General features: G+C 57.2%; 33 protein-coding genes. 4 read left to right on the top strand and 29 right to left on the bottom strand.

The genetic code is table 11. The features are described 5' to 3' along the window. Nucleotides 1-64 precede the first annotated feature (64 nt). A complete protein-coding gene (locus NJC40_RS03305) occupies nt 65-1,048 on the bottom strand; it encodes a LysR family transcriptional regulator (protein WP_253117387.1) in 984 nt (327 codons plus the stop codon). Between the two features lie 201 nt (nt 1,049-1,249). Between NJC40_RS03305 and NJC40_RS03310 the strand changes: the two genes are divergently transcribed. The 3 genes from NJC40_RS03310 to NJC40_RS03320 are packed head-to-tail and all read left to right on the top strand — an operon-like array spanning nt 1,250 to nt 4,233. Further along, entirely contained in the window at nt 1,250-2,548 is a 1,299-nt protein-coding gene (locus NJC40_RS03310; protein ID WP_253141560.1) for a 3-keto-5-aminohexanoate cleavage protein, read from the top strand. Next, on the top strand, nt 2,545-3,798 hold the full coding sequence (locus NJC40_RS03315; protein ID WP_253141553.1) for an MFS transporter: 1,254 nt from the start codon (nt 2,545-2,547) through the stop codon (nt 3,796-3,798). Before NJC40_RS03310 ends, NJC40_RS03315 begins: the two co-directional genes overlap by 4 nt. Before the next feature lie 33 nt (nt 3,799-3,831). Then, nucleotides 3,832-4,233 (top strand): hypothetical protein, encoded by a 402-nt coding sequence (locus NJC40_RS03320; protein ID WP_045484053.1) that lies wholly within the window; start codon nt 3,832-3,834, stop codon nt 4,231-4,233. A gap of 22 nt (nt 4,234-4,255) precedes the next feature. Here NJC40_RS03320 and NJC40_RS03325 read toward each other — a convergent pair whose 3' ends face one another. The 3 genes from NJC40_RS03325 to NJC40_RS03335 all read right to left on the bottom strand — a co-directional run bounded on the left by NJC40_RS03325 (nt 4,256) and on the right by NJC40_RS03335 (nt 7,085). Further along, entirely contained in the window at nt 4,256-5,023 is a 768-nt protein-coding gene (locus NJC40_RS03325; RefSeq protein ID WP_253141550.1) for a TIGR01458 family HAD-type hydrolase, read from the bottom strand. 79 nt (nt 5,024-5,102) lie between these two features. Continuing rightward, nucleotides 5,103-5,678, bottom strand: a complete 576-nt coding sequence (locus NJC40_RS03330; protein WP_045484060.1) for a single-stranded DNA-binding protein — start codon at nt 5,676-5,678, stop codon at nt 5,103-5,105. Nucleotides 5,679-5,687: 9 nt separating this feature from the next. After that, complete coding sequence (locus tag NJC40_RS03335) at nt 5,688-7,085, bottom strand: MFS transporter (protein WP_253117954.1); 1,398 nt, start codon at nt 7,083-7,085, stop codon at nt 5,688-5,690. Nucleotides 7,086-7,213: 128 nt separating this feature from the next. Between NJC40_RS03335 and uvrA the strand changes: the two genes are divergently transcribed. Continuing rightward, on the top strand, nt 7,214-10,048 hold the full coding sequence (gene uvrA, locus NJC40_RS03340) for an excinuclease ABC subunit UvrA (protein WP_045493892.1): 2,835 nt from the start codon (nt 7,214-7,216) through the stop codon (nt 10,046-10,048). A 142-nt stretch (nt 10,049-10,190) separates the two neighbouring features. On the opposite strand, the gene bfr is transcribed toward uvrA, so the two are convergent. The 25 genes from bfr to rpsS form a co-directional block, all read right to left on the bottom strand. Next, nucleotides 10,191-10,655 carry a bacterioferritin gene (gene bfr, locus NJC40_RS03345; protein ID WP_045484066.1) on the bottom strand — a complete coding sequence of 155 codons (465 nt, stop codon included), beginning with the start codon at nt 10,653-10,655 and terminating at the stop codon, nt 10,191-10,193. A gap of 155 nt (nt 10,656-10,810) precedes the next feature. Next, nucleotides 10,811-12,259, bottom strand: coding sequence for a catalase (locus tag NJC40_RS03350; RefSeq protein ID WP_253141549.1), 1,449 nt, complete (start codon nt 12,257-12,259; stop codon nt 10,811-10,813). 173 nt (nt 12,260-12,432) lie between these two features. Next, nucleotides 12,433-12,819 (bottom strand): 50S ribosomal protein L17, encoded by a 387-nt coding sequence (rplQ, locus tag NJC40_RS03355; protein WP_045484071.1) that lies wholly within the window; start codon nt 12,817-12,819, stop codon nt 12,433-12,435. A gap of 41 nt (nt 12,820-12,860) precedes the next feature. Next, the gene (locus NJC40_RS03360; protein ID WP_045484073.1) at nt 12,861-13,862 is read right to left on the bottom strand and encodes a DNA-directed RNA polymerase subunit alpha; all 1,002 of its coding nucleotides are present in this window, start codon (nt 13,860-13,862) and stop codon (nt 12,861-12,863) included. A gap of 22 nt (nt 13,863-13,884) precedes the next feature. Then, nucleotides 13,885-14,505: a 30S ribosomal protein S4 gene (rpsD, locus tag NJC40_RS03365; RefSeq protein WP_045484076.1), complete on the bottom strand. Its 621-nt coding sequence runs from the start codon at nt 14,503-14,505 to the stop codon at nt 13,885-13,887. Nucleotides 14,506-14,523: 18 nt separating this feature from the next. Continuing rightward, nucleotides 14,524-14,913 (bottom strand): 30S ribosomal protein S11, encoded by a 390-nt coding sequence (rpsK, locus tag NJC40_RS03370; RefSeq protein ID WP_002555466.1) that lies wholly within the window; start codon nt 14,911-14,913, stop codon nt 14,524-14,526. A gap of 30 nt (nt 14,914-14,943) precedes the next feature. Further along, nucleotides 14,944-15,300 (bottom strand): 30S ribosomal protein S13, encoded by a 357-nt coding sequence (rpsM, locus tag NJC40_RS03375; RefSeq protein WP_045484080.1) that lies wholly within the window; start codon nt 15,298-15,300, stop codon nt 14,944-14,946. A gap of 130 nt (nt 15,301-15,430) precedes the next feature. Next, nucleotides 15,431-15,547: a 50S ribosomal protein L36 gene (rpmJ, locus tag NJC40_RS03380; RefSeq protein WP_002555468.1), complete on the bottom strand. Its 117-nt coding sequence runs from the start codon at nt 15,545-15,547 to the stop codon at nt 15,431-15,433. A 28-nt stretch (nt 15,548-15,575) separates the two neighbouring features. Next, nucleotides 15,576-16,907, bottom strand: coding sequence for a preprotein translocase subunit SecY (gene secY, locus NJC40_RS03385; protein WP_045484083.1), 1,332 nt, complete (start codon nt 16,905-16,907; stop codon nt 15,576-15,578). After that, nucleotides 16,908-17,342, bottom strand: coding sequence for a 50S ribosomal protein L15 (rplO, locus tag NJC40_RS03390; RefSeq protein ID WP_045484086.1), 435 nt, complete (start codon nt 17,340-17,342; stop codon nt 16,908-16,910). It abuts the gene before it with no gap. A gap of 3 nt (nt 17,343-17,345) precedes the next feature. Continuing rightward, nucleotides 17,346-17,522, bottom strand: a complete 177-nt coding sequence (rpmD, locus tag NJC40_RS03395) for a 50S ribosomal protein L30 (protein WP_045484089.1) — start codon at nt 17,520-17,522, stop codon at nt 17,346-17,348. Nucleotides 17,523-17,524: 2 nt separating this feature from the next. Continuing rightward, entirely contained in the window at nt 17,525-18,025 is a 501-nt protein-coding gene (rpsE, locus tag NJC40_RS03400) for a 30S ribosomal protein S5 (protein WP_045484099.1), read from the bottom strand. A 3-nt stretch (nt 18,026-18,028) separates the two neighbouring features. Continuing rightward, nucleotides 18,029-18,379 carry a 50S ribosomal protein L18 gene (rplR, locus tag NJC40_RS03405; protein WP_002555473.1) on the bottom strand — a complete coding sequence of 117 codons (351 nt, stop codon included), beginning with the start codon at nt 18,377-18,379 and terminating at the stop codon, nt 18,029-18,031. Nucleotides 18,380-18,389: 10 nt separating this feature from the next. After that, nucleotides 18,390-18,923, bottom strand: a complete 534-nt coding sequence (rplF, locus tag NJC40_RS03410; protein ID WP_045484102.1) for a 50S ribosomal protein L6 — start codon at nt 18,921-18,923, stop codon at nt 18,390-18,392. Between the two features lie 12 nt (nt 18,924-18,935). Then, nucleotides 18,936-19,328 carry a 30S ribosomal protein S8 gene (gene rpsH, locus NJC40_RS03415; protein ID WP_045484105.1) on the bottom strand — a complete coding sequence of 131 codons (393 nt, stop codon included), beginning with the start codon at nt 19,326-19,328 and terminating at the stop codon, nt 18,936-18,938. Between the two features lie 209 nt (nt 19,329-19,537). Continuing rightward, nucleotides 19,538-19,843: a 30S ribosomal protein S14 gene (gene rpsN, locus NJC40_RS03420; protein ID WP_045484107.1), complete on the bottom strand. Its 306-nt coding sequence runs from the start codon at nt 19,841-19,843 to the stop codon at nt 19,538-19,540. 14 nt (nt 19,844-19,857) lie between these two features. Then, complete coding sequence (gene rplE, locus NJC40_RS03425; protein WP_045484112.1) at nt 19,858-20,397, bottom strand: 50S ribosomal protein L5; 540 nt, start codon at nt 20,395-20,397, stop codon at nt 19,858-19,860. Between the two features lie 20 nt (nt 20,398-20,417). After that, the gene (gene rplX / locus NJC40_RS03430; protein WP_045484115.1) at nt 20,418-20,732 is read right to left on the bottom strand and encodes a 50S ribosomal protein L24; all 315 of its coding nucleotides are present in this window, start codon (nt 20,730-20,732) and stop codon (nt 20,418-20,420) included. Nucleotides 20,733-20,743: 11 nt separating this feature from the next. Further along, nucleotides 20,744-21,112 (bottom strand): 50S ribosomal protein L14, encoded by a 369-nt coding sequence (gene rplN, locus NJC40_RS03435; protein WP_045484118.1) that lies wholly within the window; start codon nt 21,110-21,112, stop codon nt 20,744-20,746. Nucleotides 21,113-21,135: 23 nt separating this feature from the next. Beyond that, nucleotides 21,136-21,402 carry a 30S ribosomal protein S17 gene (rpsQ, locus tag NJC40_RS03440; RefSeq protein ID WP_045484121.1) on the bottom strand — a complete coding sequence of 89 codons (267 nt, stop codon included), beginning with the start codon at nt 21,400-21,402 and terminating at the stop codon, nt 21,136-21,138. Nucleotides 21,403-21,404: 2 nt separating this feature from the next. Further along, nucleotides 21,405-21,596, bottom strand: a complete 192-nt coding sequence (gene rpmC, locus NJC40_RS03445) for a 50S ribosomal protein L29 (protein ID WP_002555481.1) — start codon at nt 21,594-21,596, stop codon at nt 21,405-21,407. Then, nucleotides 21,596-22,009 carry a 50S ribosomal protein L16 gene (gene rplP, locus NJC40_RS03450; protein WP_009397508.1) on the bottom strand — a complete coding sequence of 138 codons (414 nt, stop codon included), beginning with the start codon at nt 22,007-22,009 and terminating at the stop codon, nt 21,596-21,598. The genes rpmC and rplP overlap by 1 nt, the downstream gene beginning before the upstream one ends. Before the next feature lie 12 nt (nt 22,010-22,021). Continuing rightward, on the bottom strand, nt 22,022-22,708 hold the full coding sequence (gene rpsC / locus NJC40_RS03455) for a 30S ribosomal protein S3 (RefSeq protein WP_045484124.1): 687 nt from the start codon (nt 22,706-22,708) through the stop codon (nt 22,022-22,024). 13 nt (nt 22,709-22,721) lie between these two features. Beyond that, the gene (rplV, locus tag NJC40_RS03460) at nt 22,722-23,054 is read right to left on the bottom strand and encodes a 50S ribosomal protein L22 (RefSeq protein WP_045484127.1); all 333 of its coding nucleotides are present in this window, start codon (nt 23,052-23,054) and stop codon (nt 22,722-22,724) included. Nucleotides 23,055-23,067: 13 nt separating this feature from the next. Further along, nucleotides 23,068-23,343 (bottom strand): 30S ribosomal protein S19, encoded by a 276-nt coding sequence (gene rpsS / locus NJC40_RS03465; RefSeq protein WP_004883670.1) that lies wholly within the window; start codon nt 23,341-23,343, stop codon nt 23,068-23,070. Between the last annotated feature and the right edge of the window lie 8 nt (nt 23,344-23,351).

The following is a 23,351-nucleotide window of genomic DNA, read 5'->3' on the forward strand; positions in this document are numbered from 1 at the left end:
CTGATATTGCGATGCAGGACATTTCAAGGACAACAGCGGGAGGTTGCCGTTAGACATGCGCCCATCAGACGCTTACCGCGGATCTGTGCACTGCCTCCCTGAGAACCTGACGGCTTTTTTTGATTGACGGGTCCATCTCACAAAGATGCTGCCAGAACTTCTCTGCCTGAGTCTCCAGAGGCTGCTTAAGGCGAATCAGCTCGATACTCAAGGTGATGTCATGCTCTTCCCCGCCCGCTCGAACCAGCCTTTTTCGTTCCATGTCCTGGATGACAATTGCCCATGGCAACCAAGCCACGCCAAGTCCCATAAGCGCCATGGAATGCAAGCCATCGGCCAGCGAGCTGTCATGAATGGCAGTGAGCACCGGCAGGTTTTTTGCGATATCGAGTTTTCTTTCCAGCGCCCAGCCCAGAGAGCACTCAGGCTGATAGCGCAAATAAGATACCTCACCGCTCGCCGGCTCAAGACTGTTCAGTGCCGCCCCCAGCATGTCAGGGGCACTGACCGGGACTAGGCGCTCATGGCCCAGCGTCAGGATGTCGAACTGCTGAAAGTCGACGGCGCCTGACAAACAATCACGGATACCGTTGCCCTCATCGCTAAAGGCGACGACGAAGTCTGCCTTTCGATCAGATAACGCGCGAAAACAGCCAGGCAAGTTGGCGAAGTCAATCGAAAACCGTGTAGCGCTCGACTGATTGCGCACTCTGGGCAGCCAGTCAGGGAAGAAGGCCCTGGACATGATATGCGGGGCTGCCAGGGAAATATGCAAGCGCTTGTGCTCTCTGGCGCGGGCGACTGCGGCTTTGGCGTTGTCCAGCAACGCGACCGCCTCAAGCGCGGCAGCCTGCAACTGTTCGCCTGCATCGGTCAGCTCAAGCCGGTGTCGGGACCGATCGAAAACCGGTGCGCCCAACCACTCTTCAAGACTGTTTATGCGTCGGCTCAACCCTGAGGTCGTCACATTGCAACGTTCAGCGGCCTGAGAAAAACTGAGAATACGCGCCAGCACCAGGAAATCTTTCAAAGTCCGAAGATCGCTCATCTTGCGAATCTCGCCATATCCGTTGACGCCGCATCATGGCATGACCGATTCAGCACGGCAAAGCGCTGCGCACTCATCCGACGCTGCCATTGTTGCAACACCTTTTGCCAAAACCGCAATGGCATCTGTCAGCAGTACTGCTAAAAAGCGGACGCTGCCCGGATGGCAGTCAGATGGAATGACTTTGACAAGGAAGTGCAGATGAGTACGCCACATAAGACATTGATCCTCGGGTGCGCTTCCACGGGCGCCAAGTTCACGCCGCGCAATCATTACATCACGGGTGATCAACTGCTGGACTCTATTTGCACCGGGGCAACCATTCATGCCAGCGAACAAGCGATCGTCGACGAAGCGATCGAACTCTATGAATCAGGCTGCCGCTACTATCACTACCACGCGCGCAACCCGCTGACCCGGGAACAGACCACCGACAATGAGATTTATCAGTCGGTCAGCCGCACCATTCAGCGCGCCTGCAAAGACACCCTGCTCAGTTTTGGCGCCAGCCGCAATGGTCGTGAAGTACAAGACAACATCAAGAAATTCGGCGAATGGGAGCGCGTCAGCCAGTGTGCCTTGCCTTTGCACTTTGGTGGTGCCCACTTCGTGACGATTCAGGCTGCCATCGAGCTGCAAGTCATCTGTGACATGGAAAGAAAGCTGAGGAAGTTTGACATCGAGTACCTGTCCAGCGCTCAGTTTGCTCAGGACATCAACAGCTACACGCCCTCTGACCGCGTGGTGAAAGCCACCATGGAAACAAACTCTACAAGTAAAGGCGCCGATTACGGCAGCACCTCGCCGTTGATCCAGTTCCAGATCTACCGCAACGCCATTGCCGCACGCCAACAACTGGGCCTGTTCCATGAAGTGGAATGGGTGCAACTGACGCGCAGTTACGGCATGACGCGATTTGCCGTCGAACACCCGGCCCTGCGCCTGGGCAGTTCGGGGCAGTTGAATATCATCCTGCTGTTCGGTTTTTCGAGTCGCCTGCCGTTTCCTCAGACCTACGAAGAGTTCTGCAATATCGTCGACATTGCCAAGAGCCTTGAATACGACCTGGCCAACCCGAACGAAATAAAGCGCAAGGTGACCATCACTGTTGGCGCTGCGGTCATGCCACAACATGCCGAGCTGCACTACCAGCCTGTCGATGTAGGGCCACAGAAAGGCACGCCAATGTGTGCGCTCAGACGTCTGGCCACCTATGCCGCGCAACCCGACAGCAAGGTCGATATTCTTCGTGTGGGCATGGAGGACACGCCGTACAGCGTGGATAACGAGGGACGTGTGCATATGGGCGATAATCTGCAACTGCTGCATATCGCCCTTGAACAGGTCACGGCCAACGGCGCGAGCATAGAAACGGCTCCGGAAAGCATCATTCATCGAATGGGGCTGGATCTGGTCAGGACGGAATACCTGGCCACCCAACGCCAGACGCCACTGGGCGACTGTGGACCGACCTCCTTGTATCAGGAAACTGTTCTATGAGCGCTACAGACAACCCGCGCCAGCAATCAAACTATCGCTGGGTCATCCTCTTGATCGCCACCATTGCCCAAGCCAGTGCGTGCTTCTTCGTTCAAGGGATTGGCGCAATTGCGATTTTCATTCAACAGGACTGGCACCTGTCGGTCTTGCAGATTGGCCTGTTAGTGTCTGCCGCGCAGCTGATTCCGATAGTGGGGCTGCTGGTGGCGGGTGAGTTACTGGATCGTTTCGATGAGCGCTGGGTTGTCGGTATCGGCACCTTGCTTGTGGCAGCGGCGCTCTGTGCGGCGATGTTCGCCAACAGCTACCTTATGTTGTTGCTGTTTCTGATCATCGTCGGTGCCGGCTATAGCACCGCTCAGCCAGGCGGCAGCAAATCGGTTTCCAGTTGGTTCTCCAGGCACCAGCGCGGCTTTGCGATGGGCATCCGCCAAGCCGGGCTGCCACTGGGGGGCGCGCTGTCGGCCGCGATGCTGCCGTATATTGCCACCCGCTGGGGCTGGCAATGGTCGTTTCTGGCCGGCGGGCTGGTGGCCCTTGCCGGTGCCGTGATCTTCCTGCTGTTTTACCGCAGCGCCAACCCGGACCCAGGCGAGCAAGGCCCGGCGCGAGCTGCTGCGCAGGATCTCAAGGCAACCCTGGCATCGCGCTTCTCGATGCTGAAGGAGCCGGCGATGAAGCAGATCATGATCTCCGGGATCAGCCTGATCTCGGTGCAATACGGCATCCTGATTTTCACCGCACTGTATCTGTACGACCGACTGGACTTGAGCATCACGGCGGCGGCCTCATTGCTCTTTATCGCCCAAGGGGCCGGGGTAATGGGCCGGATCATCCTGGCGGCATGGAGTGACCGGTGTCAGTCAGGGCGCTACTTTCCCGTTATGACTTGCATGCTGGCCATTATCGTTGGCCTGTTGACCCTGATCTGGATGCCTATGCATACCTTCGTCCTGCTGGCGCTGCTGGCAGGCTGGCTCGGCTTTTTCGGGTTTGGCTGGTACGGTCCCTGGGTCGCCTATGTCGCGGAGTCCGCCCCGGCGAGCAAAACCGGTTTTGCACTGGGACTGGCCATGGCCTGTAATCAGGTCGCTATTGTGCTCATGCCACCTGCGCTGGGCTTACTCAAAGACCTGACGCACAGCTACATTCCCGGCTGGAGCCTGTTGATCGTCATGACGCTGGTGGCGCTGGTCATCTCCGCACGCAATGCCTTGAGCTTTCCCAGGCTGGCCTGGGGACGCAAATAACCCGATGCGTAACCACTCAAAGGAAGACTGGCAATGACTGCCCTTCGCTACATTGATTTCCCTGAATTGCTGGAACGGGCACAGCGCGCCAGCAATATCGAAGTCAGTTGCCGATGTAATACCAAGGTCCTTACCGGCTGGGAAAGTCCACTGGTCTCGTCCAATGCCCATCATCTACTGGACATCGGCACGCTGAGCAACGCCGACGAGGAAGATCTGACCATCAACGAGTATCACCCGTCAGGCACCCATTACTGGTCAACGCAGGCCCCCATTGCGCCCCGTTACTACCCCTACAACCGCTGCAAGGTGTCTGAATGTCTGTTGTGCGGGCGCTGCTACCTGCGCTATTCGGAAAGCGGGGCTTATCACATTGAACCGAGAATTCGCTATCTGGACCCGGCGCTGATCGTGGATGCACCTCTGCCAGCCTGATCAGCCGTCTGCCAGATTACAGTCAGAGCTGCACGAGCAGTTGCGGCAGGCCGGCAATCGATGCCAGGCAGTAACTCGCCAAACCACTGTCGTCGCGCTGCAGCCCAGCGGACTTGCCGGTCAGTACCCGCACACTGCGCACCCCGATGCCTGACGCTCCCGCCATATCGGTGCCTGGATCATCGCCAATCACCAACACCTCGCGGGCCTGGCAACCGATCGACTGCAGGGCCATCTCAAAGAACAATGACGAGGGCTTGCCCGTAACCTGCGCAGTTTGCCCACTGGCGTACTCCAGCGCCGCCACGAAGGCGCCGCAATCCAGGCTCGGGCCATCTGCCGCAAACCAGAACGGATTCTTTTGCAGGGCAATCAACCGTGCGCCGCCGCTCAGCAGGCGAAACACCCGATTCAGGTTGTCGTAGCAAAAGGCCTGACCGATATCGCCGATCACCACATAGTCGGGGTTGCGCTCATTGATGAGCAGTCCATCGAACAGCGGCCGAACCGGATCGGGCACCAGCAGATAGCTGCTACACCCTTGCCGGGCCCGCAACCAGGCCACACAAGCGGTGGTGGCAGTCTGGATATGCTGCGCCGGTACGGCAAGACCCAGCGCGGCGAGTTCGGCACTGATGGTTGCAGGCGAGCGTGCCGTGATATTGGTCAGCAGGCGATAGTCGAGCCCTTGCTCATGCAGCCAGGCCAGTGACTCGGCCGCGCCGGCAATCAGCGCCCCCTGATGGGTCAGCGTGCCTTCGATATCGAGTAGCAGTCCTTTGCAGTTCATCTTTATATCCTCTACACAATGCGAAAGCCCCCGCTGGGCGGGGGCTTTCACTGTAGGGCAGCTTGCAGTCAGTTGCTTGTCAGAAAGGAATATCGTCATCGAAGCTGTCGAAGTCGGCCGCCGGCTGCGGAGCCGGTTTTGGCGCTGGTCGCGACTCACGCTGCGGCTGGCTGTACGACTGTTGTGGCGACTGGTCGTAAGACTGATGCTGCGGCGACTGATCGTAGGACTGCTGTGGCGCCGGAGCCGGACGTGACTGCTGCGGGCGCGACTGGCCGTAGTTGCCACCACCCTGGTTGTCGCCCTGCTGCGGACGGCCACCGAGCAGTTGCATGGTGCCCTGCATGTCGACGACGATTTCAGTGGTATAACGCTTGATGCCGTCTTTTTCCCATTCGCGAGTCTGCAGCTTGCCTTCGATGTAGACCTGCGAGCCTTTGCGCAGGTACTCGCCGGCAATTTCCGCGACCTTGCCGAACAGCGAGACGCGGTGCCATTCGGTACGCTCGACCTTCTGGCCGCTCTGCTTGTCGGTCCATTGTTCACTGGTAGCCAGACTCAGGTTGGTCACGGCGTTGCCGTTAGGCAGGTAACGGACTTCGGGATCCTGGCCGCATGTACCGACCAATATGACTTTGTTAACCCCACGGGCCATAACGTTCTCCTAGACTTCACACGTTTGAGTGGCTGGACTGTTGACCAGCTTTTCGAGCGACGCGCGATCCAATAGTTTTGTATCAAGTTTGATATAGATGGCCGCCTCTTCGGCAACCACCACGGCATCTGTTACGCCCGGTACGGACTTCAGGCGTTGTGCCAGGCCTGTTTCTCGCTGTGCCTCAGGCGACAGCGGCAGGCGCAGGCTGGTCACGTAAGGCGGCTCGCGCATGCTCATGGCAACGACCAGCCAGATGGCCGCCAGCGCTGCGCAGCCCAGAAACACCACGTCCAGCCCGCCCTGCTGAAATAGCCAGCCGCCCATGATTCCGCCGACCGCAGAGCCGAGGAACTGGCTGGTGGAATACACCCCCATGGCCGTGCCTTTGCCGCCTGCCGGCGAAACCTTGCTGATCAGCGATGGCAGTGTGGCCTCCAGCAGGTTGAACGCGGTGAAGAATACCACGCTGCCGATCACCAGCGTTCGCAGCGTGTCGCCAAAAGCCCAGAAGAATATTTCAGAGAGCATCAGCACCGTAACAGCGCCAATCAGCACGGCCTTCATGCGGCGCTTCTTTTCGCCATAAATGATGAACGGCAGCATGGCGAAGAACGACACCAGCAGCGCCGTGAGATACACCCACCAATGCTCTTCCTTGGGCAGGCCGGCCTTTTCCACCAGCGCCAGCGGCAAGGCCACGAAACTGGACATCAGCATGGCATGCAGGACGAAGATTCCCAGGTCCAGACGCAGCAGGTCTGGATGGCGCAAGGTCGCGCCCAGGGCTGCCTTGTCGACCCCGGACTCTCGATGCATCAACGGCCCCGAAGACCTGGGCACCATGAACGCCACGATCAGGATCCCCAGCAGCGCCATGGCGCCGGTGGCAAGAAACAGACCGGACAGGCCGAATGCACTGGTCAGCACCGGGCCGATCACCATGGCAATGGCAAACGACAGGCCGATGGTCATGCCAATCATGGCCATGGCCTTGGTGCGGTGCTGTTCCCGGGTCAGGTCCGAGAGCAAGGCCATGACGGCGGCTGAAATCGCCCCGGCACCTTGCAACACACGACCGGCAATCACCCCTTCGATGGAGTCGGCACCCGCGGCCACCAGGCTGCCGAGCGCGAATACCAGCAACCCCAGGTAAATCACCGGGCGTCGGCCGATGCGGTCGGAGATAAAGCCCAGCGGGATCTGCAAAATGGCCTGGGTCAGGCCATAGGCGCCGATGGCCAGGCCGATCAGTGCTGGCGTAGCGCCCGCCAGGTCCATGCCATAGGTGGACAACACCGGCAGGACCATGAACATGCCGAGCATGCGAAAGGCGAACACCAGCGCCAGCCCGCCCGCCGCGCGGGTCTCGGCACCACTCATGCGTTCGCTATGGGAGTCTTGCATGGAAAAACCTCGTGTGAACCGGCGGCGATTCTACCAGTCCCAACGAGGTACGGCACATACGCGGCGCTTTGCCGCGTAATGGCGTGGAGCCGTATACTCCGTCGTTTATGCCCGCCAGCGAGGCCGCAGTGGATAAAATCCTGATTCGTGGGGCTCGGACCCACAACCTGAAGAACATCGACCTGACCCTTCCTCGCGACAAGCTGATCGTTATCACCGGGCTGTCAGGCTCCGGCAAGTCTTCGCTGGCGTTCGACACGCTATATGCCGAAGGCCAGCGCCGTTATGTCGAATCGCTGTCGGCCTATGCCCGGCAGTTCCTGTCGATGATGGAAAAGCCCGATGTCGACACCATTGAAGGTCTGTCGCCCGCCATCTCCATCGAGCAGAAATCCACCTCACACAACCCGCGCTCGACCGTCGGCACCATCACCGAAATCTACGACTACCTGCGCCTTTTGTATGCGCGGGTCGGCCAGCCGCGCTGCCCGGACCACGATATCCCACTGGAGGCCCAGACCGTCAGCCAGATGGTCGATCTGGTACTGGCCGAACCTGAAGGCCGCAAACTGATGCTGCTGGCCCCGGTGGTGCGCGAGCGCAAAGGCGAGCACCTGTCGGTGTTCGAAGAGCTGCGTGCTCAAGGGTTCGTCCGCGCCCGGGTCGACGGTACCCTGTATGAGCTCGATGAAGTCCCCAAACTCGACAAACAGAAGAAGCACTCCATTGATGTGGTGGTCGACCGCTTCAAGGTGCGTGGCGACCTCCAGCAGCGCCTGGCCGAATCGTTCGAGACCGCCCTGCAACTGGCCGATGGCATCGCCCTGGTCGCACCGATGGATGATGAGCCAGGCGAAGAGATGATCTTTTCGGCGCGCTTCGCCTGCCCGATCTGCGGTCATGCGATCAGCGAGCTGGAGCCCAAGCTGTTTTCCTTCAACAATCCGGCCGGCGCCTGCCCGAGCTGCGACGGCCTGGGCGTCAAACAGTTCTTCGACGTCAAGCGCCTGGTCAATGCCGAGTTGACCCTGGCCGAGGGGGCGATACGCGGCTGGGACCGACGTAACGTCTACTACTTCCAGATGCTTGGCTCACTGGCCCAGCACTACAAGTTCAGCCTGGAGGTGCCGTTCAAGGAGTTGAAAGCCGATATCCAGAAGGTGCTGCTCAATGGCAGTGGCACGCAGAGTGTCGATTTCCGCTACCTCAATGACCGCGGCGATATCGTCAAGCGCGCCCACCCGTTCGAAGGCATCGTGCCGAATCTGGAGCGTCGTTATCGGGAGACCGAATCGGCCACCGTACGCGAAGAGCTGGCCAAGTTGCTCAGCACCCAATCCTGCCCGGACTGTCGTGGTACCCGCCTGCGCCGCGAAGCCCGGCATGTGTGGGTCGGTGAGCGGACCCTGCCCGCCGTGACCAATATGCCGATTGGCGACGCTGCCGAGTATTTCGCCGGGCTGACCATGACAGGCCGGCGCGGTGAGATCGCCGCGAAAATTCTCAAGGAAATCTGCGAGCGTCTGCAATTTCTGGTCAACGTCGGCCTGGACTACCTGACCCTGGACCGCAGCGCCGACACACTGTCGGGTGGCGAGGCGCAGCGTATTCGTCTGGCCAGCCAGATCGGCGCCGGCCTGGTCGGGGTCATGTACATCCTTGACGAGCCGTCGATCGGCCTGCATCAGCGCGATAACGACCGACTGCTGGCAACCCTCAAGCATCTGCGCGATATCGGCAACACAGTGATCGTGGTCGAGCACGACGAGGATGCGATCCGCCTGGCCGATTACGTGGTGGATATCGGTCCTGGCGCCGGCGTACATGGCGGGCAGATCGTTGCCGAAGGCACGCCTGCCGAAGTCATGGCGCATCCCGACTCGCTGACCGGTAAATATCTGTCAGGCCGAGTGAAGATCGAAGTCCCGGCCAAACGCACAGCGCGCAACAAGAAGCTGTCGCTGACCCTAAAAGGCGCACGCGGCAACAACCTGCGTAACGTGAATCTGGAAATTCCGATCGGCCTGCTGACCTGTGTGACCGGCGTATCCGGCTCGGGCAAGTCGACGCTGATCAACAATACGCTGTTCCCCCTCGCCGCCACTGCACTCAACGGTGCCACCACGCTGGAAGCCTCTGCTCACGACAGCATCAACGGCCTGCAGCATCTGGATAAGGTGGTGGATATCGACCAGAGCCCGATCGGCCGCACACCGCGCTCCAACCCGGCGACCTATACCGGGCTGTTTACGCCGATTCGCGAATTGTTCGCCGGGGTACCGGAGTCGCGCTCGCGGGGTTATGGCCCCGGCCGCTTCTCGTTCAACGTCAAGGGCGGACGCTGCGAGGCCTGTCAGGGTGACGGCCTGATCAAGGTAGAGATGCACTTTCTGCCGGACATCTACGTGCCCTGCGATGTGTGCAAGAGCAAGCGCTACAACCGCGAAACCCTGGAGATCAAGTACAAGGGCAAGAACATTCACGAGGTGCTGGAAATGACCATCGAGGATGCCCGCGAGTTCTTTGATGCCGTACCTGCTCTGGCGCGCAAGCTGCAAACCCTGATGGACGTCGGCCTGTCGTATATCAAGCTGGGTCAGTCAGCAACCACGCTGTCCGGCGGCGAAGCACAACGGGTCAAGCTGTCACGCGAGCTGTCCAAGCGCGACACGGGCAAGACCTTGTATATCCTTGATGAACCAACCACCGGCCTGCACTTTGCTGATATCCAGCAGTTGCTCGACGTGCTGCATCGTCTGCGCGACCACGGCAACACCGTGGTGGTAATCGAGCATAACCTGGATGTGGTCAAGACCGCAGACTGGCTGGTCGACCTGGGACCTGAAGGTGGATCACGCGGTGGCCAGATCATCGCCACCGGTACGCCGGAAGACGTGGCGGCCATGGAGCAATCGCATACCGGCCACTATCTCAAGCCGTTGCTGGAGCGTGATCGCGCCTAAGGGCAGCTACAAGCTTCAAGTTATAAGCTGCAAGCAGAAGCAACACCGCACTTTCTTGCAGCTTGCCGCTTATAGCTTGCAGTCCAATAAAAAAGCCCCTGTCACAGCAATGTGCAGGGGCTTTTTAATGATTTACTGCCTGTCAGAACTGCGACTGCAGGTAGTTCTGCAGGCCGATGGATTTGATCAGGCCTTGCTGTTTTTCCAGCCAGTAGGTGTGATCTTCCTCGGTATCGGCCAGTTGCAGGCGCAGGATGTCGCGGCTGATGTAGTCACCGTGCTTTTCGCACAGCTCAATGCCTTTACACAGCGCAGCACGCACTTTGTATTCCAGGCGCAGGTCGCTGGCCAGCATCTCCGGTACAGTCGTACCGACATCCAGATCGTCCGGGCGCATGCGCGGAGTGCCTTCAAGCATGAGAATCCGGCGCATCAACGCATCGGCGTGCTGCGCCTCCTCTTCCATCTCATGATTGATGCGCTCGTAGAGCTTGGTGAAGCCCCAGTCTTCGTACATGCGCGAGTGAATGAAATACTGGTCACGCGCAGCAAGTTCGCCGGTGAGCAAAGTATTGAGGTAATCAATGACGTCTGGATGGCCTTGCATCGCCAAACTACTCCCTACAGAAAGGCTGTAGTTTGAACCAAGCCTCTCTTGAGGTCACGGCCATTCGCGCAATAAAACGATAAAAAGCAGTGAAAATCGGTTATCAAGAAGCGAAAAACCGCCCAAATGAGGGCGGTTCTGTTTATCACTATTACTTAGCTAACGGTTACACCCAACGCCTTGGCAATGCCTTCACCATAAGCCTGGTCAGCCTTGTAGAAGTGCTGTAGCTGGCGCTGCACAACGTCGCTGCTGACCCCGGCCATGGCGCCGGCAATGTTGTTGATCAGCAACGCTTTCTGCTCATCATTCATCAGGTTGAACAGCTTGCCGGCCTGGCTGTAGTAGTCAGTGTCCTCACGGTGATCATGACGGTCCGCAGCGCCACTGAGCGCCAGCGCCGGCTCTGCGTAACGCGGCGCCTGCTTAGGGGCATCGCCATAGCTGTTGGGCTCGTAATTCGGAGCAGCGCCACCGTTGTCACCATAGGCCATGGCGCCATCGCGCTGATAGGTGTTCACCGGGCTCTTGGCCGCATTGATGGGCAGGTGCTGATGGTTGGTGCCTACCCGGTAGCGATGCGCGTCGGCATAGGCAAACACGCGGCCCTGCAGCATACGGTCTGGCGACAGACCAACGCCTGGAACCATGTTGCTCGGTCCAAATGCCGCCTGCTCGACCTCGGCAAAATAGTTCAGCGGGTTGCGGTTCAGCTCCACCTCACCGACCTCGATCAGCGGGAACTCCTTCTGCGACCAGGTCTTAGTCACGTCGAACGGGTTCTCGTGATGCTGATTGGCCTGTTGTTCGGTCATGATCTGGATGCAGACCTGCCATTTCGGGAAATCACCGCGCTCAATGGCTTCGAACAGATCGCGCTGTGCGTAGTCAGGATCGGTACCGGCAATGCGTGCAGCATCGGCCGGCGCGAGGTTCTTGATGCCTTGTCTGGTCTTGTAGTGCCATTTCACCCAATGCCGCTCACCGGCAGCGCTGATCAGGCTGTAGGTATGGCTGCCGAAGCCGTGCATATGGCGGTAGCCATCCGGGATGCCGCGATCGGAAAACAGGATAGTGACCTGGTGCAGCGCCTCAGGCGAATGCGACCAGAAGTCCCACATCATCTGCGCGCTTTTCAGGTTACTTTGCGGCAAGCGCTTCTGGGTGTGGATAAAGTCCGGGAATTTGAGCGGGTCACGAATGAAGAACACCGGCGTATTGTTGCCGACGATGTCCCAGTTGCCTTCTTCGGTGTAGAACTTCAGCGCAAAGCCGCGAGGGTCACGCTCTGTGTCGGCCGAGCCACGCTCGCCACCGACAGTAGAAAAACGCAGGAAAATCGGGGTCTGCTTGCCCACCGCCTCGAACAGCTTGGCGCTGGTGTACTGAGTGATGTCGCGGGTAACCGTAAAGGTGCCATGCGCGCCCGAGCCTTTGGCGTGTACACGGCGCTCAGGGATGTTCTCACGGTTGAAATGCGCGAGCTTCTCGATCAGGTGGAAGTCATCGAGCAACAATGGGCCGCGAGGGCCTGCCGAGCGAGAGTTCTGGTTGTCAGCAACAGGTGCGCCGCTTGCGGTGGTAAGGGTCTTGGTCTGGCTCATCGGTAATCCTCCTCAGGCATTGAAGCATCCGTTTAAACGGCTTGAGGAAGAGTATTGTCCATATTCGTTACAAGGGTAAATTGATTGCTTGTTAAACGTTGATAGCAATTACCAATCTACAGACAACAAAAAACCGGGCACTAGGCCCGGTTTCTTGTGATCAGACTGACGTCTTACTCGGCATCTACAGCAGCAGCACCGACTGGACGATCAACCAGCTCGACGTACGCCATTGGCGCGTTGTCGCCAGCGCGGAAACCGCACTTCAGGATACGCAGGTAGCCACCCGGACGGGTTGCATAGCGCTTGCCCAGATCGTTGAACAGTTTGCCTACAGCGGACTTCGAACGAGTACGGTCGAAAGCCAGACGACGGTTGGCAACGCTGTCTTCCTTGGCCAGAGTGATCAGCGGCTCGGCAACGCGGCGCAGTTCTTTGGCTTTTGGCAGGGTAGTTTTGATCAGCTCGTGCTCGAACAGCGACACTGCCATGTTTTGAAACATGGCCTTGCGGTGCGCGCTGGTGCGGCTCAGGTGACGACCACTTTTACGATGACGCATGGTTCATTCCTTACCAAACTCGCGTTCGGTGATTACGACGATCAGGCCGTGGCCTTGTCGTCCTTCTTAAGACTTGCCGGCGGCCAGTTGTCGAGGCGCATGCCGAGTGACAAACCGCGGGAGGCCAAAACGTCCTTGATTTCAGTCAGGGACTTCTTGCCCAGGTTCGGAGTTTTCAACAGCTCTACTTCGGTGCGCTGAATCAGATCACCGATGTAGTAGATGTTCTCCGCCTTCAGGCAGTTGGCCGAACGCACGGTCAGTTCCAAATCGTCAACCGGACGAAGCAGGATCGGATCGATCTCGTCTTCCTGTTCGATTACAACAGGCTCACTGTCACCTTTGAGGTCGACGAACGCAGCCAACTGCTGTTGCAGAATGGTTGCAGCACGGCGGATAGCCTCTTCAGGATCCAGAGTACCGTTGGTTTCCAGATCAATAACCAGCTTGTCCAGGTTGGTACGCTGTTCGACACGGGCGTTTTCCACCACGTATGCGATACGACGGACCGGGCTGAACGAAGCGTCCAGCTGAAGACGGCCAATGCTACGGCTTTCGTCTTCATCGCTCTGACGCGAGTCGGCCGGCTCATAACCACGACCACGAGCTACGGTGAGCTTCATGTTCAGGACGCCGTTGGACGCCAGGTTAGCGATTACGTGATCGGGGTTAACGATCTCGACATCATGATCCAGCTGAATATCGGCAGCGGTAACCACCCCCGAACCCTTTTTCGACAAGGTCAGCGTAACTTCGTCTCGACCGTGCAGCTTGATAGCCAGGCCTTTGAGGTTCAACAGGATTTCAATGACGTCTTCCTGTACACCTTCGATCGCGCTGTACTCGTGGAGTACACCGTCGATCTCGGCCTCGACTACTGCACAGCCGGGCATGGAGGACAACAAGATGCGACGCAACGCATTGCCCAGGGTATGGCCGAAACCACGCTCGAGAGGCTCGAGCGTAATCTTGGCGCGGGTTGGACTGACAACCTGAACGTCGATGTGACGTGGTGTCAGAAACTCATTTACCGAAATCTGCATGGATGCACCTATTTTCTAGCCCTTACTTGGAGTAGAGCTCGACAATCAGGCTTTCGTTGATGTCGGCGGATAGATCACTGCGAGCAGGAACGCTTTTGAAAACGCCCGACTTCTTCTCAGTGTCTACGTCTACCCATTCTACGCGGCCACGTTGGGCACACAGTTCAAGAGCCTGGCCAATACGCAGCTGGTTCTTCGCCTTTTCACGGACAGCAACAACGTCGCCGGCACGTACTTGGTACGAAGGAATGTTTACAGTCTGACCATTGACGCTGATCGACTTGTGCGAAACCAGTTGACGGGATTCAGCACGAGTCGAGCCGAAGCCCATGCGGTATACAACGTTGTCCAGACGGCATTCGAGCAGTTGCAGCAGGTTTTCACCGGTTGCACCTTTCTTGCTAGCGGCTTGCTTGTAGTAGCCGCTGAACTGACGCTCGAGAACACCGTAGATACGACGTACTTTTTGCTTTTCACGCAGCTGGGTGCCGTAGTCGGACTGACGGCCACGGCGCTGGCCGTGGATACCTGGGGCTGCTTCGATGTTGCACTTGGATTCGAGTGCGCGCACACCGCTCTTCAGGAAAAGGTCAGTGCCTTCACGACGAGCAAGTTTGCATTTTGGACCAATGTAACGAGCCATTTCTTACAGTCTCCTGGATTACACGCGGCGCTTCTTCGGCGGACGGCACCCGTTGTGCGGGATTGGTGTCACGTCGGTGATGCTGGCGATCTTATAGCCACAGCCGTTCAGAGCGCGAACAGCGGACTCACGACCTGGGCCTGGACCCTTGACGTTGACGTCGAGGTTCTTGAGACCGTATTCCAGCGCGGCTTGACCAGCACGCTCGGCAGCTACCTGAGCAGCGAACGGGGTGGACTTACGCGAACCACGGAAACCCGAACCGCCGGAGGTAGCCCAGGACAGGGCGTTACCTTGACGATCGGTAATGGTGACGATGGTGTTGTTAAAAGACGCATGGATGTGGGCGATGCCATCAACCACTGTCTTTTTAACTTTTTTACGAGGACGAGCAGCAGGTTTTGCCATGACTAATTTCCTGTCGAAACGCTGGAGCGATTACTTGCGGATCGGCTTACGCGGACCTTTGCGAGTACGTGCGTTGGTCTTGGTACGCTGACCGCGTACTGGCAGACCGCGACGGTGACGCAGACCGCGGTAGCAGCCCAAGTCCATCAAGCGCTTGATTTTCATGTTGATTTCGCGACGCAGGTCACCTTCAGTGGTGATCTTCGCCACTTCGCCACGCAGCTGTTCGATCTGCTCGTCGCTCAGATCCTTGATTTTTACAGCCGGGTTTACGCCGGCATCTGCACAGATTTTCTGTGCAGTAGTGCGACCAACACCATAGATGTAGGTCAGCGAGATAACAGTATGCTTGTTATCTGGAATGTTAACGCCTGCAATACGGGCCATTCAGTGGGACTCCAGTTGACAGCTACCTACGCCCCGGAAGCCAAGAAATAGGGCGCGAGATAATATCGCTGTAGTAACAATTAATCAACCCAGCAGCACACTAGCTGCTGGGCTTAAGCACAGCTCACAATCAGCCTTGGCGCTGCTTATGACGTGGTTCCGCGCTGCAAATTACTCGAACAACACCTTCGCGGCGAATAATTTTGCAGTTACGGCACAGCTTTTTCACCGATGCACGAACTTTCATCACCAACTCCTCGAACCTTATGGGTCTCTCAGCGCAGCATGCCGCTGCCGCCGTAGCCCTTCAGGTTGGCTTTCTTCATCAGGGATTCATACTGGTGCGAAACGAGGTGCGATTGTACTTGCGACATGAAGTCCATCACAACCACGACCACGATCAGCAACGAGGTCCCGCCAAGGTAGAACGGAACGTTGGCAGCCACCACCAGGAACTGGGGAAGCAAGCAAACGGCCGTCATATAAAGAGCACCGAACAGGGTCAAACGGGTCAAAACGCCATCAATGTAGCGCGCCGACTGCTCGCCTGGACGAATGCCCGGAATAAAGGCACCGGACTTTTTCAGGTTTTCCGCTACGTCTTTCGGATTGAACATCAACGCCGTATAGAAGAAGCAGAAGAAAATGATCCCTGCACTAAACAGCAGAATGTTCAACGGCTGACCAGGAGCGATCGACTGCGAAAGGTCCTGCAACCAGCCCAAACCTTCAGACTGACCGAACCAGGAACCCAGCGAAGCCGGGAACAGCAGAATGCTGCTTGCAAAAATGGCCGGGATCACACCAGCCATGTTCACTTTCAGCGGCAAGTGGCTGGTCTGTGCAGCGAAGACCTTGCGGCCCTGCTGACGCTTGGCGTAGTGCACAGCAATACGACGCTGGCCACGCTCAATGAACACCACGAAACCGATGATCGCTACCGCCAGCAAACCGATGGCAACCAGCGCGAAAATGTTGATATCGCCCTGACGTGCAGACTCGAAAGACTGCCCGATTGCCCTCGGAAGACCAGCAACGATACCTGCGAAGATCAACATCGAGATACCGTTACCAACACCACGCTCGGTAATCTGCTCACCCAGCCACATCATGAACATCGCACCAGCCACGAAGGTGGTAACGGCCACGAAGTGGAAGCCGAAGTCTGCAGCGAACGCCACACCCTGACCGGCCAGGCCGACGGACATGCCGACAGCTTGAACCAGAGCCAGGATGACGGTGAGATAGCGGGTGTACTGGCTGATCTTGCGACGGCCAGCTTCACCTTCCTTCTTCAACTGCTCCAGCTGCGGACTGACGGCGGTCATCAGCTGCATGATGATCGATGCCGAAATGTACGGCATGATCCCCAATGCAAAGATGCTCATCCGCTCCAGTGCGCCACCGGAGAACATGTTGAACAAGCTAAGAATGGTCCCCTCATTCTGTCGAAACAGTTCCGCCAGCCGGTCCGGATTGATACCAGGCACTGGGATATGCGCACCGATCCGATAGACGATAATCGCCAGGAACAGAAAACGCAGTCGAGCCCAGAGCTCGGACAGTCCGCCTTTGCTGAGCGCTGAGAGAGCACCTTGCTTAGCCATTTATTCCTCGAACTTGCCGCCAGCTGCTTCGATAGCCGCACGTGCACCTTTGGTGACGGCGATTCCCTTGATAGTGACAGCGCGAGTAACTTCGCCCGACAGCATGATTTTCACACGCTGAACGTTCTGGTTGATCACGTTGGCATCTTTCAGGGTCTGTACAGTTACGACGTCGCCTTCCACTTTGGCCAGCTCGGACAGACGCACTTCTGCGCGGTCCATGGCTTTCAGGGAAACGAAACCGAACTTGGGCAGACGGCGATGCAGAGGCTGTTGACCACCCTCGAAACCAGGGGCAATGGTGCCACCGGAACGGGAAGTCTGACCTTTGTGACCACGGCCACCGGTCTTGCCCAGGCCACTACCGATACCACGGCCTGGACGATGCTTCACGGGACGGGAACCCGGAGCTGGACTCAGATCATTGAGTTTCATCGATTAACCCTCGACGCGCAGCAGGTAGTAAGCCTTGTTGATCATCCCGCGATTCTCGGGAGTATCCTGGACTTCTACGGTGTGACCGATGCGACGCAGACCCAGACCCTTAACGCACAGTTTGTGGTTAGGCAGACGGCCAGCGACGCTCTTGATCAGCGTTACTTTTACGGTAGCCATGATCAGATGATCTCCTCAACGCGCTTGCCACGTTTGGCAGCGATGGAATCAGGAGACTGCATAGCCTTCAGACCCTTGAAAGTGGCGTGAACCACGTTTACAGGGTTAGTCGAGCCGTAGCACTTGGCCAGGACGTTCTGAACACCAGCAACTTCCAGAACAGCACGCATCGCGCCACCGGCGATGATACCGGTACCTTCCGAAGCAGGCTGCATGTAGACCTTGGAGGCGCCATGAGCAGACTTGGTAGCGTACTGCAGAGTGGTGCCGTTCAGGTCAACCTGAATCATGTTGCGACGAGCAGCTTCCATCGCTTTCTGGATGGCGGCAGGCACTTCGCGGGACTTGCCACGGCCAAAGCCTACACGGCCCTTGCCATCACCTACCACGGTCAACGCGGTGAAAGTGAAGATACGACCGCCTTTGACGGTCTTGGCAACGCGGTTAACCTGAACCAGCTTCTCGATGTAGCCTTCGTCGCGTTTTTGATCGTTATTTGCCATAACTTAGAACTCCAGCCCGCCTTCACGAGCAGCATCAGCCAGCGCCTTGACACGGCCGTGGTACTTGAAGCCAGAACGGTCGAAGGCAACTTGCGATACGCCAGCGGCTTTAGCGCGCTCAGCAACCAGCTTGCCAACCTTAGTGGCCGCGTCGATGTTGCCAGTGGCACCATCACGCAGTTCTTTGTCCAAAGTCGAAGCGCTTGCCAGGACTTTGCTGCCGTCGGCCGAAATGACCTGGGCATAGATGTGCTGCGAAGAGCGGTGCACGCAGAGACGAACGACTTCGAGTTCGTGCATTTTCAGGCGTGCTTTGCGAGCGCGACGCAGTCGGGTAACTTTTTTGACGGTCATTTGCTATGCCCTACTTCTTCTTGGCTTCTTTACGACGGACGACTTCGTCTGCGTAACGCACACCTTTGCCTTTGTAAGGCTCAGGACGGCGGAAGTCGCGGATCTCAGCGGCCACCTGACCAACCAGCTGCTTGTCGATACCACGAATCAGGATATCGGTCTGGCTAGGAGTCTCAGCGGTGATGCCATTCGGCAATTCGTAATCCACTGGGTGCGAGAAGCCAAGCGCCAGGTTCAGGACGGAGCCTTTTACCTGAGCCTTGTAACCAACACCTACCAGCTGGAGCTTGCGCTCGAAGCCTTGGCTAACGCCCTGGACCATGTTATTGACCAGTGCGCGAGTGGTACCGGCCATTGCGCGAGTCTGTTGATCGCCATTGCGAGCAGCAAAACGCAGCTCACCAGCTTCTTCAACGACTTCAACGGACGAGTGGACATTCAGTTCGAGGGTGCCTTTGGCGCCCTTGATGGAAAGCAGCTGGCCGGCGAGTTTGATCTCGACGCCCGATGGCAGCTTAACGGGGTTCTTCGCTACGCGTGACATAGTTATCCCCCCTTAGAACACAGTGCAAAGCACTTCGCCGCCGACACCGGCAGCGCGCGCAGCACGATCAGTCATCACACCTTTGTTGGTGGAGACGATAGACACACCGAGGCCGCCACGTACTTTTGGCAGATCATCGGAGGACTTGTACTGACGCAGGCCTGGACGGCTGACGCGTTTGACTTCTTCGATGACCGGACGGCCTTCGAAATATTTCAGCTCAATGGACAGCGAAGGTTTGACTTCACTGCTGACCTGATAACCCGCAATGTAACCTTCGTCTTTGAGAACTTTGGCTACAGCTACCTTCAACTTGGAAGATGGCATGCTCACAACGGGCTTTTCAGCCATCTGGGCATTACGGATACGAGTTAGCATGTCCGCTAACGGGTCCTGCATACTCATGGGCTAGACGCTCCTGATACAGATAAAATTAGCCTTCCGGCTACTACATTTCGCCGAGACAACCGGGCAGAGAAAAACACGGGCTCAGGCGAGCCGGCAATTCTAGTCTTCCCCCAGAAATGAATCAAGCCCCATAAGGGGCTTGATTCAGTCTCGCAACATCCAGCGACCAGCGGTAGAACCACCGGGCGCCGTTGTCGAGATACGTGTTACCAGCTGGCTTTCACCAGACCTGGTACGTCACCACGCATGGCAGCTTCACGCAGCTTGTTACGGCCGAGGCCGAACTTGCGGTAAACGCCGTGCGGACGACCAGTCAGGCGGCAACGGTTACGCAGGCGCGAAGCGCTGGCGTCACGTGGTTGCTTCTGCAGAGCTACGGTAGCTTCCCAACGCGCTTCTGGACTTGCGTTCAGATCAACGATGATAGCTTTCAGCTCGGCACGCTTCTTGGCGTACTTGGCAACGGTGAGCTGACGCTTCAGCTCACGGTTTTTCATGCTCGTCTTGGCCATTATCCGGACTCCAATCAGTTACGGAACGGGAACTTGAAAGCACGCAGCAGGGCGCGGCCTTCGTCGTCGTTCTTGGCAGTGGTGGTCAGGGTGATGTCCAGACCGCGCAGAGCATCGATCTTGTCGTAATCGATTTCCGGGAAAATGATCTGCTCTTTCACGCCCATGCTGTAGTTGCCACGACCATCGAAGGACTTGGCATTCAGGCCGCGGAAGTCGCGAACCCGAGGCAGGGAGATCGACAGCAGACGATCCAGGAATTCGTACATACGATCACGGCGCAGAGTAACCTTCACGCCAATCGGCCAACCTTCACGAACCTTGAAACCTGCAATCGACTTGCGAGCGAAAGTCACAACGGCCTTTTGACCGGTGATCTTTTCCAGGTCAGCAACAGCGTGCTCGATGACTTTCTTGTCACCGACCGCTTCGCCCAGACCCATGTTCAGGGTGATTTTGGTAACGCGCGGAACTTCCATCACGTTCGCCAGCTTAAGTTCTTCCTTAAGCTTGGGAGCGATATCCTTCCGGTAAATCTCTTTCAGTCGTGCCATGGTCTTCTACCTAGCAGTGTTCAAGCATCAACCGCTTTTTGGGTCGACTTGAAGACACGAATTTTTTTGCCGTCTTCTACTTTGAAACCAACGCGGTCAGCCTTGTTGGTTTCGCCGTTGAAAATGGCGACGTTGGAAGCGTGCAGAGGCGCTTCTTTCTCGACGATACCGCCCTGAACGCCCGACATCGGGTTCGGCTTGGTATGACGCTTCACCAGGTTCACACCACCAACAACCAGACGGTTGTCAGCGAGGACCTTCAGCACCTTACCGCGCTTACCTTTGTCTTTGCCGGCGATCACGATGATCTCGTCGTCACGACGAATCTTTTGCATGTCGGATCTCCTTACAGCACTTCAGGGGCGAGCGAGACGATCTTCATGAACTTCTCACCGCGAAGTTCACGAGTCACTGGCCCGAAGATACGGGTGCCGATCGGCTCTTGCTTGTTGTTCAACAGAACAGCAGCGTTACCATCGAAGCGAATGATCGAACCGTCTGCACGGCGAACGCCGTGACGGGTGCGGACTACAACAGCAGTCATCACCTGGCCTTTCTTCACTTTACCGCGAGGAATGGCTTCCTTGACGGTAACTTTGATGATGTCACCGATACCAGCGTAACGACGATGGGAGCCACCCAGCACCTTGATGCACATAACGCGGCGAGCGCCGCTGTTATCGGCCACATCGAGCATGGATTGAGTCTGAATCATATAATTTCTCCGACCCCTAGTCCTTAGACTTCCACAGCGCGTTCGACGATTTCAACCAGTGCCCAGGACTTGGTCTTGGCTACCGGACGAGTTTCACGAATAGTGACCTTGTCGCCGATATGGCACTGATTGGTTTCGTCATGCGCGTGCAGCTTAGTCGAACGCTTAACGTATTTACCGTAGATCGGGTGCTTTACGCGACGCTCGATCAATACGGTGATGGTCTTGTCCATCTTGTCGCTGACGACACGGCCAGTCAGCGTGCGGACGGTTTTTTCAGCTTCAGCCATGATCACTTACCTGCCTGCTGGTTGAGCACAGTTTTCACGCGAGCGATGTCACGCTTAACTTGCGAGAGCAGGTGCGACTGCCCCAACTGGCCAGTTGCTTTCTGCATGCGCAGATTGAACTGGTCGCGCAGCAAGCCGAGCAGTTGCTCGTTCAGTTGCTGTGCTGATTTTTCACGAAGTTCATTCGCTTTCATCACATCACCGTCCGCTTAACAAAGGAGGTGGCAAGTGGCAGCTTCGCAGCAGCCAGGGCAAAAGCCTCACGCGCCAACTCTTCAGAAACACCCTCGATCTCGTACAGGACTTTGCCTGGCTGGATCTGGGCAACCCAGTATTCAACCGAACCCTTACCTTTACCCATCCGCACTTCGAGAGGCTTCTTGGTAACCGGCTTGTCCGGGAACACACGGATCCAGATCTTGCCGCCACGTTTTACGTGACGGGTCAGGGCACGACGTGCCGACTCGATCTGACGGGCGGTGAGACGACCGCGGGCTACAGCTTTCAGCGCGAACTCGCCGAAGCTGACTTTGCTACCGCGCAGAGCCAGACCACGGTTGTGGCCGGTCATTTGCTTGCGGAACTTCGTACGCTTTGGTTGCAACATTTGGCGTACCCCTTACTTGGCAGCTTTTTTACGAGGCGCTGGTGCTTGCGGCTTCAGCTCTTCCTGGCGACCACCAATTACTTCGCCTTTGAAGATCCAAACCTTTACACCGATCACACCGTAAGTGGTGTGCGCTTCGTAAGTGGCATAGTCGATGTCGGCACGCAGGGTGTGCAGAGGCACACGACCTTCGCGATACCATTCAGTACGTGCGATTTCAGCACCGCCGAGACGACCGCTAACCTGAATCTTGATACCTTTGGCACCAATGCGGATAGCGTTCTGTACGGCGCGCTTCATGGCGCGACGGAACATGACACGACGCTCCAGCTGCTGAGCAACGCTCTGGGCAACCAGCATACCGTCGAGCTCCGGCTTGCGGATCTCTTCGATATTGATGTGCACAGGCACACCCATTTGCTTGGTCAGGTCCTGACGCAGTTTCTCAACATCCTCACCCTTCTTGCCGATCACGATGCCGGGACGAGCGGTGTGGATGGTGATGCGTGCTGTCTGAGCCGGACGATGAATATCGATACGGCTAACGGACGCGCTTTTTAGTTTGTCCTGGAGGTACTCACGCACTTGCAGATCTGCCAGCAGGTAGTCTGCATAAGTGCGACCGTCTGCGTACCAGACGGAGGTGTGCTCCTTGACGATTCCCAGGCGAATGCCAATGGGATGTACTTTCTGACCCATCTCTTCGACTCCGTTACTTGTCAGCAACCTTGACAGTGATATGGCAAGACCGCTTGACGATGCGATCAGCACGGCCTTTGGCACGTGGCATGATGCGCTTCAGCGAACGCCCTTCGTTGACGAAAACAGTCGAGACCTTCAGGTCATCAACGTCTGCGCCTTCGTTATGCTCGGCGTTGGCTACGGCCGACTCCAGCAATTTTTTCAGGATCTCAGCGGCTTTCTTACTGCTGAAAGCCAACAGGTTGAGCGCTTCGCCCACCTTCTTCCCGCGGATCTGGTCGGCGACCAAGCGGGCTTTCTGGGCGGAGATTCGAGCGCCCGACAACTTAGCGGCTACTTCCATCGTTCCTTACCCCTTAACGCTTGGCTTTCTTGTCAGCCACGTGCCCGCGATAAGTACGGGTACCGGCAAACTCGCCCAGTTTATGGCCAACCATATCTTCACTTACCAGAACCGGTACGTGCTGACGGCCGTTGTGTACTGCGATGGTCAGACCGACCATTTGTGGCAGGATCATCGAACGACGAGACCAGGTCTTAACTGGTTTGCGATCGTTCTTTTCCGCCGCCACTTCGATCTTCTTCAGTAGGTGAAGATCAATAAAAGGACCTTTTTTCAGAGAACGTGGCACTGTCGTAT

The sequence above is a fragment of the Pseudomonas sp. 21LCFQ02 genome, assembly GCF_024129895.2.
In the GTDB taxonomy this organism is placed as follows: Bacteria; Pseudomonadota; Gammaproteobacteria; order Pseudomonadales; family Pseudomonadaceae; genus Aquipseudomonas.

Bases quoted from the DNA above. Each gene is read 5' to 3' on its own strand.
- rplV (WP_045484127.1), bottom strand. From the start codon at position 23,054: ATGGAAGTAGCCGCTAAGTTGTCGGGCGCTCGAATCTCCGCCCAGAAA.
- rplR (WP_002555473.1), bottom strand. From the start codon at position 18,379: ATGACCGTCAAAAAAGTTACCCGACTGCGTCGCGCTCGCAAAGCACGC.
- rplO (WP_045484086.1), bottom strand. From the start codon at position 17,342: ATGAAACTCAATGATCTGAGTCCAGCTCCGGGTTCCCGTCCCGTGAAG.
- bfr (WP_045484066.1), bottom strand. From the start codon at position 10,655: ATGCAAGGCCATCCAGACGTCATTGATTACCTCAATACTTTGCTCACC.
- rplF (WP_045484102.1), bottom strand. From the start codon at position 18,923: ATGTCACGCGTAGCGAAGAACCCCGTTAAGCTGCCATCGGGCGTCGAG.
- rpsM (WP_045484080.1), bottom strand. From the start codon at position 15,300: ATGGCCCGTATTGCAGGCGTTAACATTCCAGATAACAAGCATACTGTT.
- rplN (WP_045484118.1), bottom strand. From the start codon at position 21,112: ATGATTCAGACTCAATCCATGCTCGATGTGGCCGATAACAGCGGCGCT.
- NJC40_RS03335 (WP_253117954.1), bottom strand. From the start codon at position 7,085: ATGCAAGACTCCCATAGCGAACGCATGAGTGGTGCCGAGACCCGCGCG.
- rpsE (WP_045484099.1), bottom strand. From the start codon at position 18,025: ATGGCAAATAACGATCAAAAACGCGACGAAGGCTACATCGAGAAGCTG.
- rpmC (WP_002555481.1), bottom strand. From the start codon at position 21,596: ATGAAAGCGAATGAACTTCGTGAAAAATCAGCACAGCAACTGAACGAG.
- secY (WP_045484083.1), bottom strand. From the start codon at position 16,907: ATGGCTAAGCAAGGTGCTCTCTCAGCGCTCAGCAAAGGCGGACTGTCC.
- rpmJ (WP_002555468.1), bottom strand. From the start codon at position 15,547: ATGAAAGTTCGTGCATCGGTGAAAAAGCTGTGCCGTAACTGCAAAATT.
- rpsK (WP_002555466.1), bottom strand. From the start codon at position 14,913: ATGGCAAAACCTGCTGCTCGTCCTCGTAAAAAAGTTAAAAAGACAGTG.
- NJC40_RS03315 (WP_253141553.1), top strand. From the start codon at position 2,545: ATGAGCGCTACAGACAACCCGCGCCAGCAATCAAACTATCGCTGGGTC.
- NJC40_RS03350 (WP_253141549.1), bottom strand. From the start codon at position 12,259: ATGAGCCAGACCAAGACCCTTACCACCGCAAGCGGCGCACCTGTTGCT.
- rpmD (WP_045484089.1), bottom strand. From the start codon at position 17,522: ATGGCTACCGTAAAAGTAACGCTGATCAAGAGCGTCGCTGGCCGTCTG.
- NJC40_RS03325 (WP_253141550.1), bottom strand. From the start codon at position 5,023: ATGAACTGCAAAGGACTGCTACTCGATATCGAAGGCACGCTGACCCAT.
- NJC40_RS03360 (WP_045484073.1), bottom strand. From the start codon at position 13,862: ATGCAGATTTCGGTAAATGAGTTTCTGACACCACGTCACATCGACGTT.
- rplP (WP_009397508.1), bottom strand. From the start codon at position 22,009: ATGTTGCAACCAAAGCGTACGAAGTTCCGCAAGCAAATGACCGGCCAC.
- NJC40_RS03330 (WP_045484060.1), bottom strand. From the start codon at position 5,678: ATGGCCCGTGGGGTTAACAAAGTCATATTGGTCGGTACATGCGGCCAG.
- rpsQ (WP_045484121.1), bottom strand. From the start codon at position 21,402: ATGGCTGAAGCTGAAAAAACCGTCCGCACGCTGACTGGCCGTGTCGTC.
- rplQ (WP_045484071.1), bottom strand. From the start codon at position 12,819: ATGCGTCATCGTAAAAGTGGTCGTCACCTGAGCCGCACCAGCGCGCAC.
- NJC40_RS03305 (WP_253117387.1), bottom strand. From the start codon at position 1,048: ATGAGCGATCTTCGGACTTTGAAAGATTTCCTGGTGCTGGCGCGTATT.
- rpsH (WP_045484105.1), bottom strand. From the start codon at position 19,328: ATGAGTATGCAGGACCCGTTAGCGGACATGCTAACTCGTATCCGTAAT.
- NJC40_RS03310 (WP_253141560.1), top strand. From the start codon at position 1,250: ATGAGTACGCCACATAAGACATTGATCCTCGGGTGCGCTTCCACGGGC.
- NJC40_RS03320 (WP_045484053.1), top strand. From the start codon at position 3,832: ATGACTGCCCTTCGCTACATTGATTTCCCTGAATTGCTGGAACGGGCA.
- rplX (WP_045484115.1), bottom strand. From the start codon at position 20,732: ATGCAAAAGATTCGTCGTGACGACGAGATCATCGTGATCGCCGGCAAA.
- rpsC (WP_045484124.1), bottom strand. From the start codon at position 22,708: ATGGGTCAGAAAGTACATCCCATTGGCATTCGCCTGGGAATCGTCAAG.
- rpsN (WP_045484107.1), bottom strand. From the start codon at position 19,843: ATGGCCAAGACGAGCATGAAAAACCGTGAGCTGAAGCGTCAGCTCACC.
- rpsD (WP_045484076.1), bottom strand. From the start codon at position 14,505: ATGGCTCGTTACATTGGTCCAAAATGCAAACTTGCTCGTCGTGAAGGC.
- rplE (WP_045484112.1), bottom strand. From the start codon at position 20,397: ATGGCACGACTGAAAGAGATTTACCGGAAGGATATCGCTCCCAAGCTT.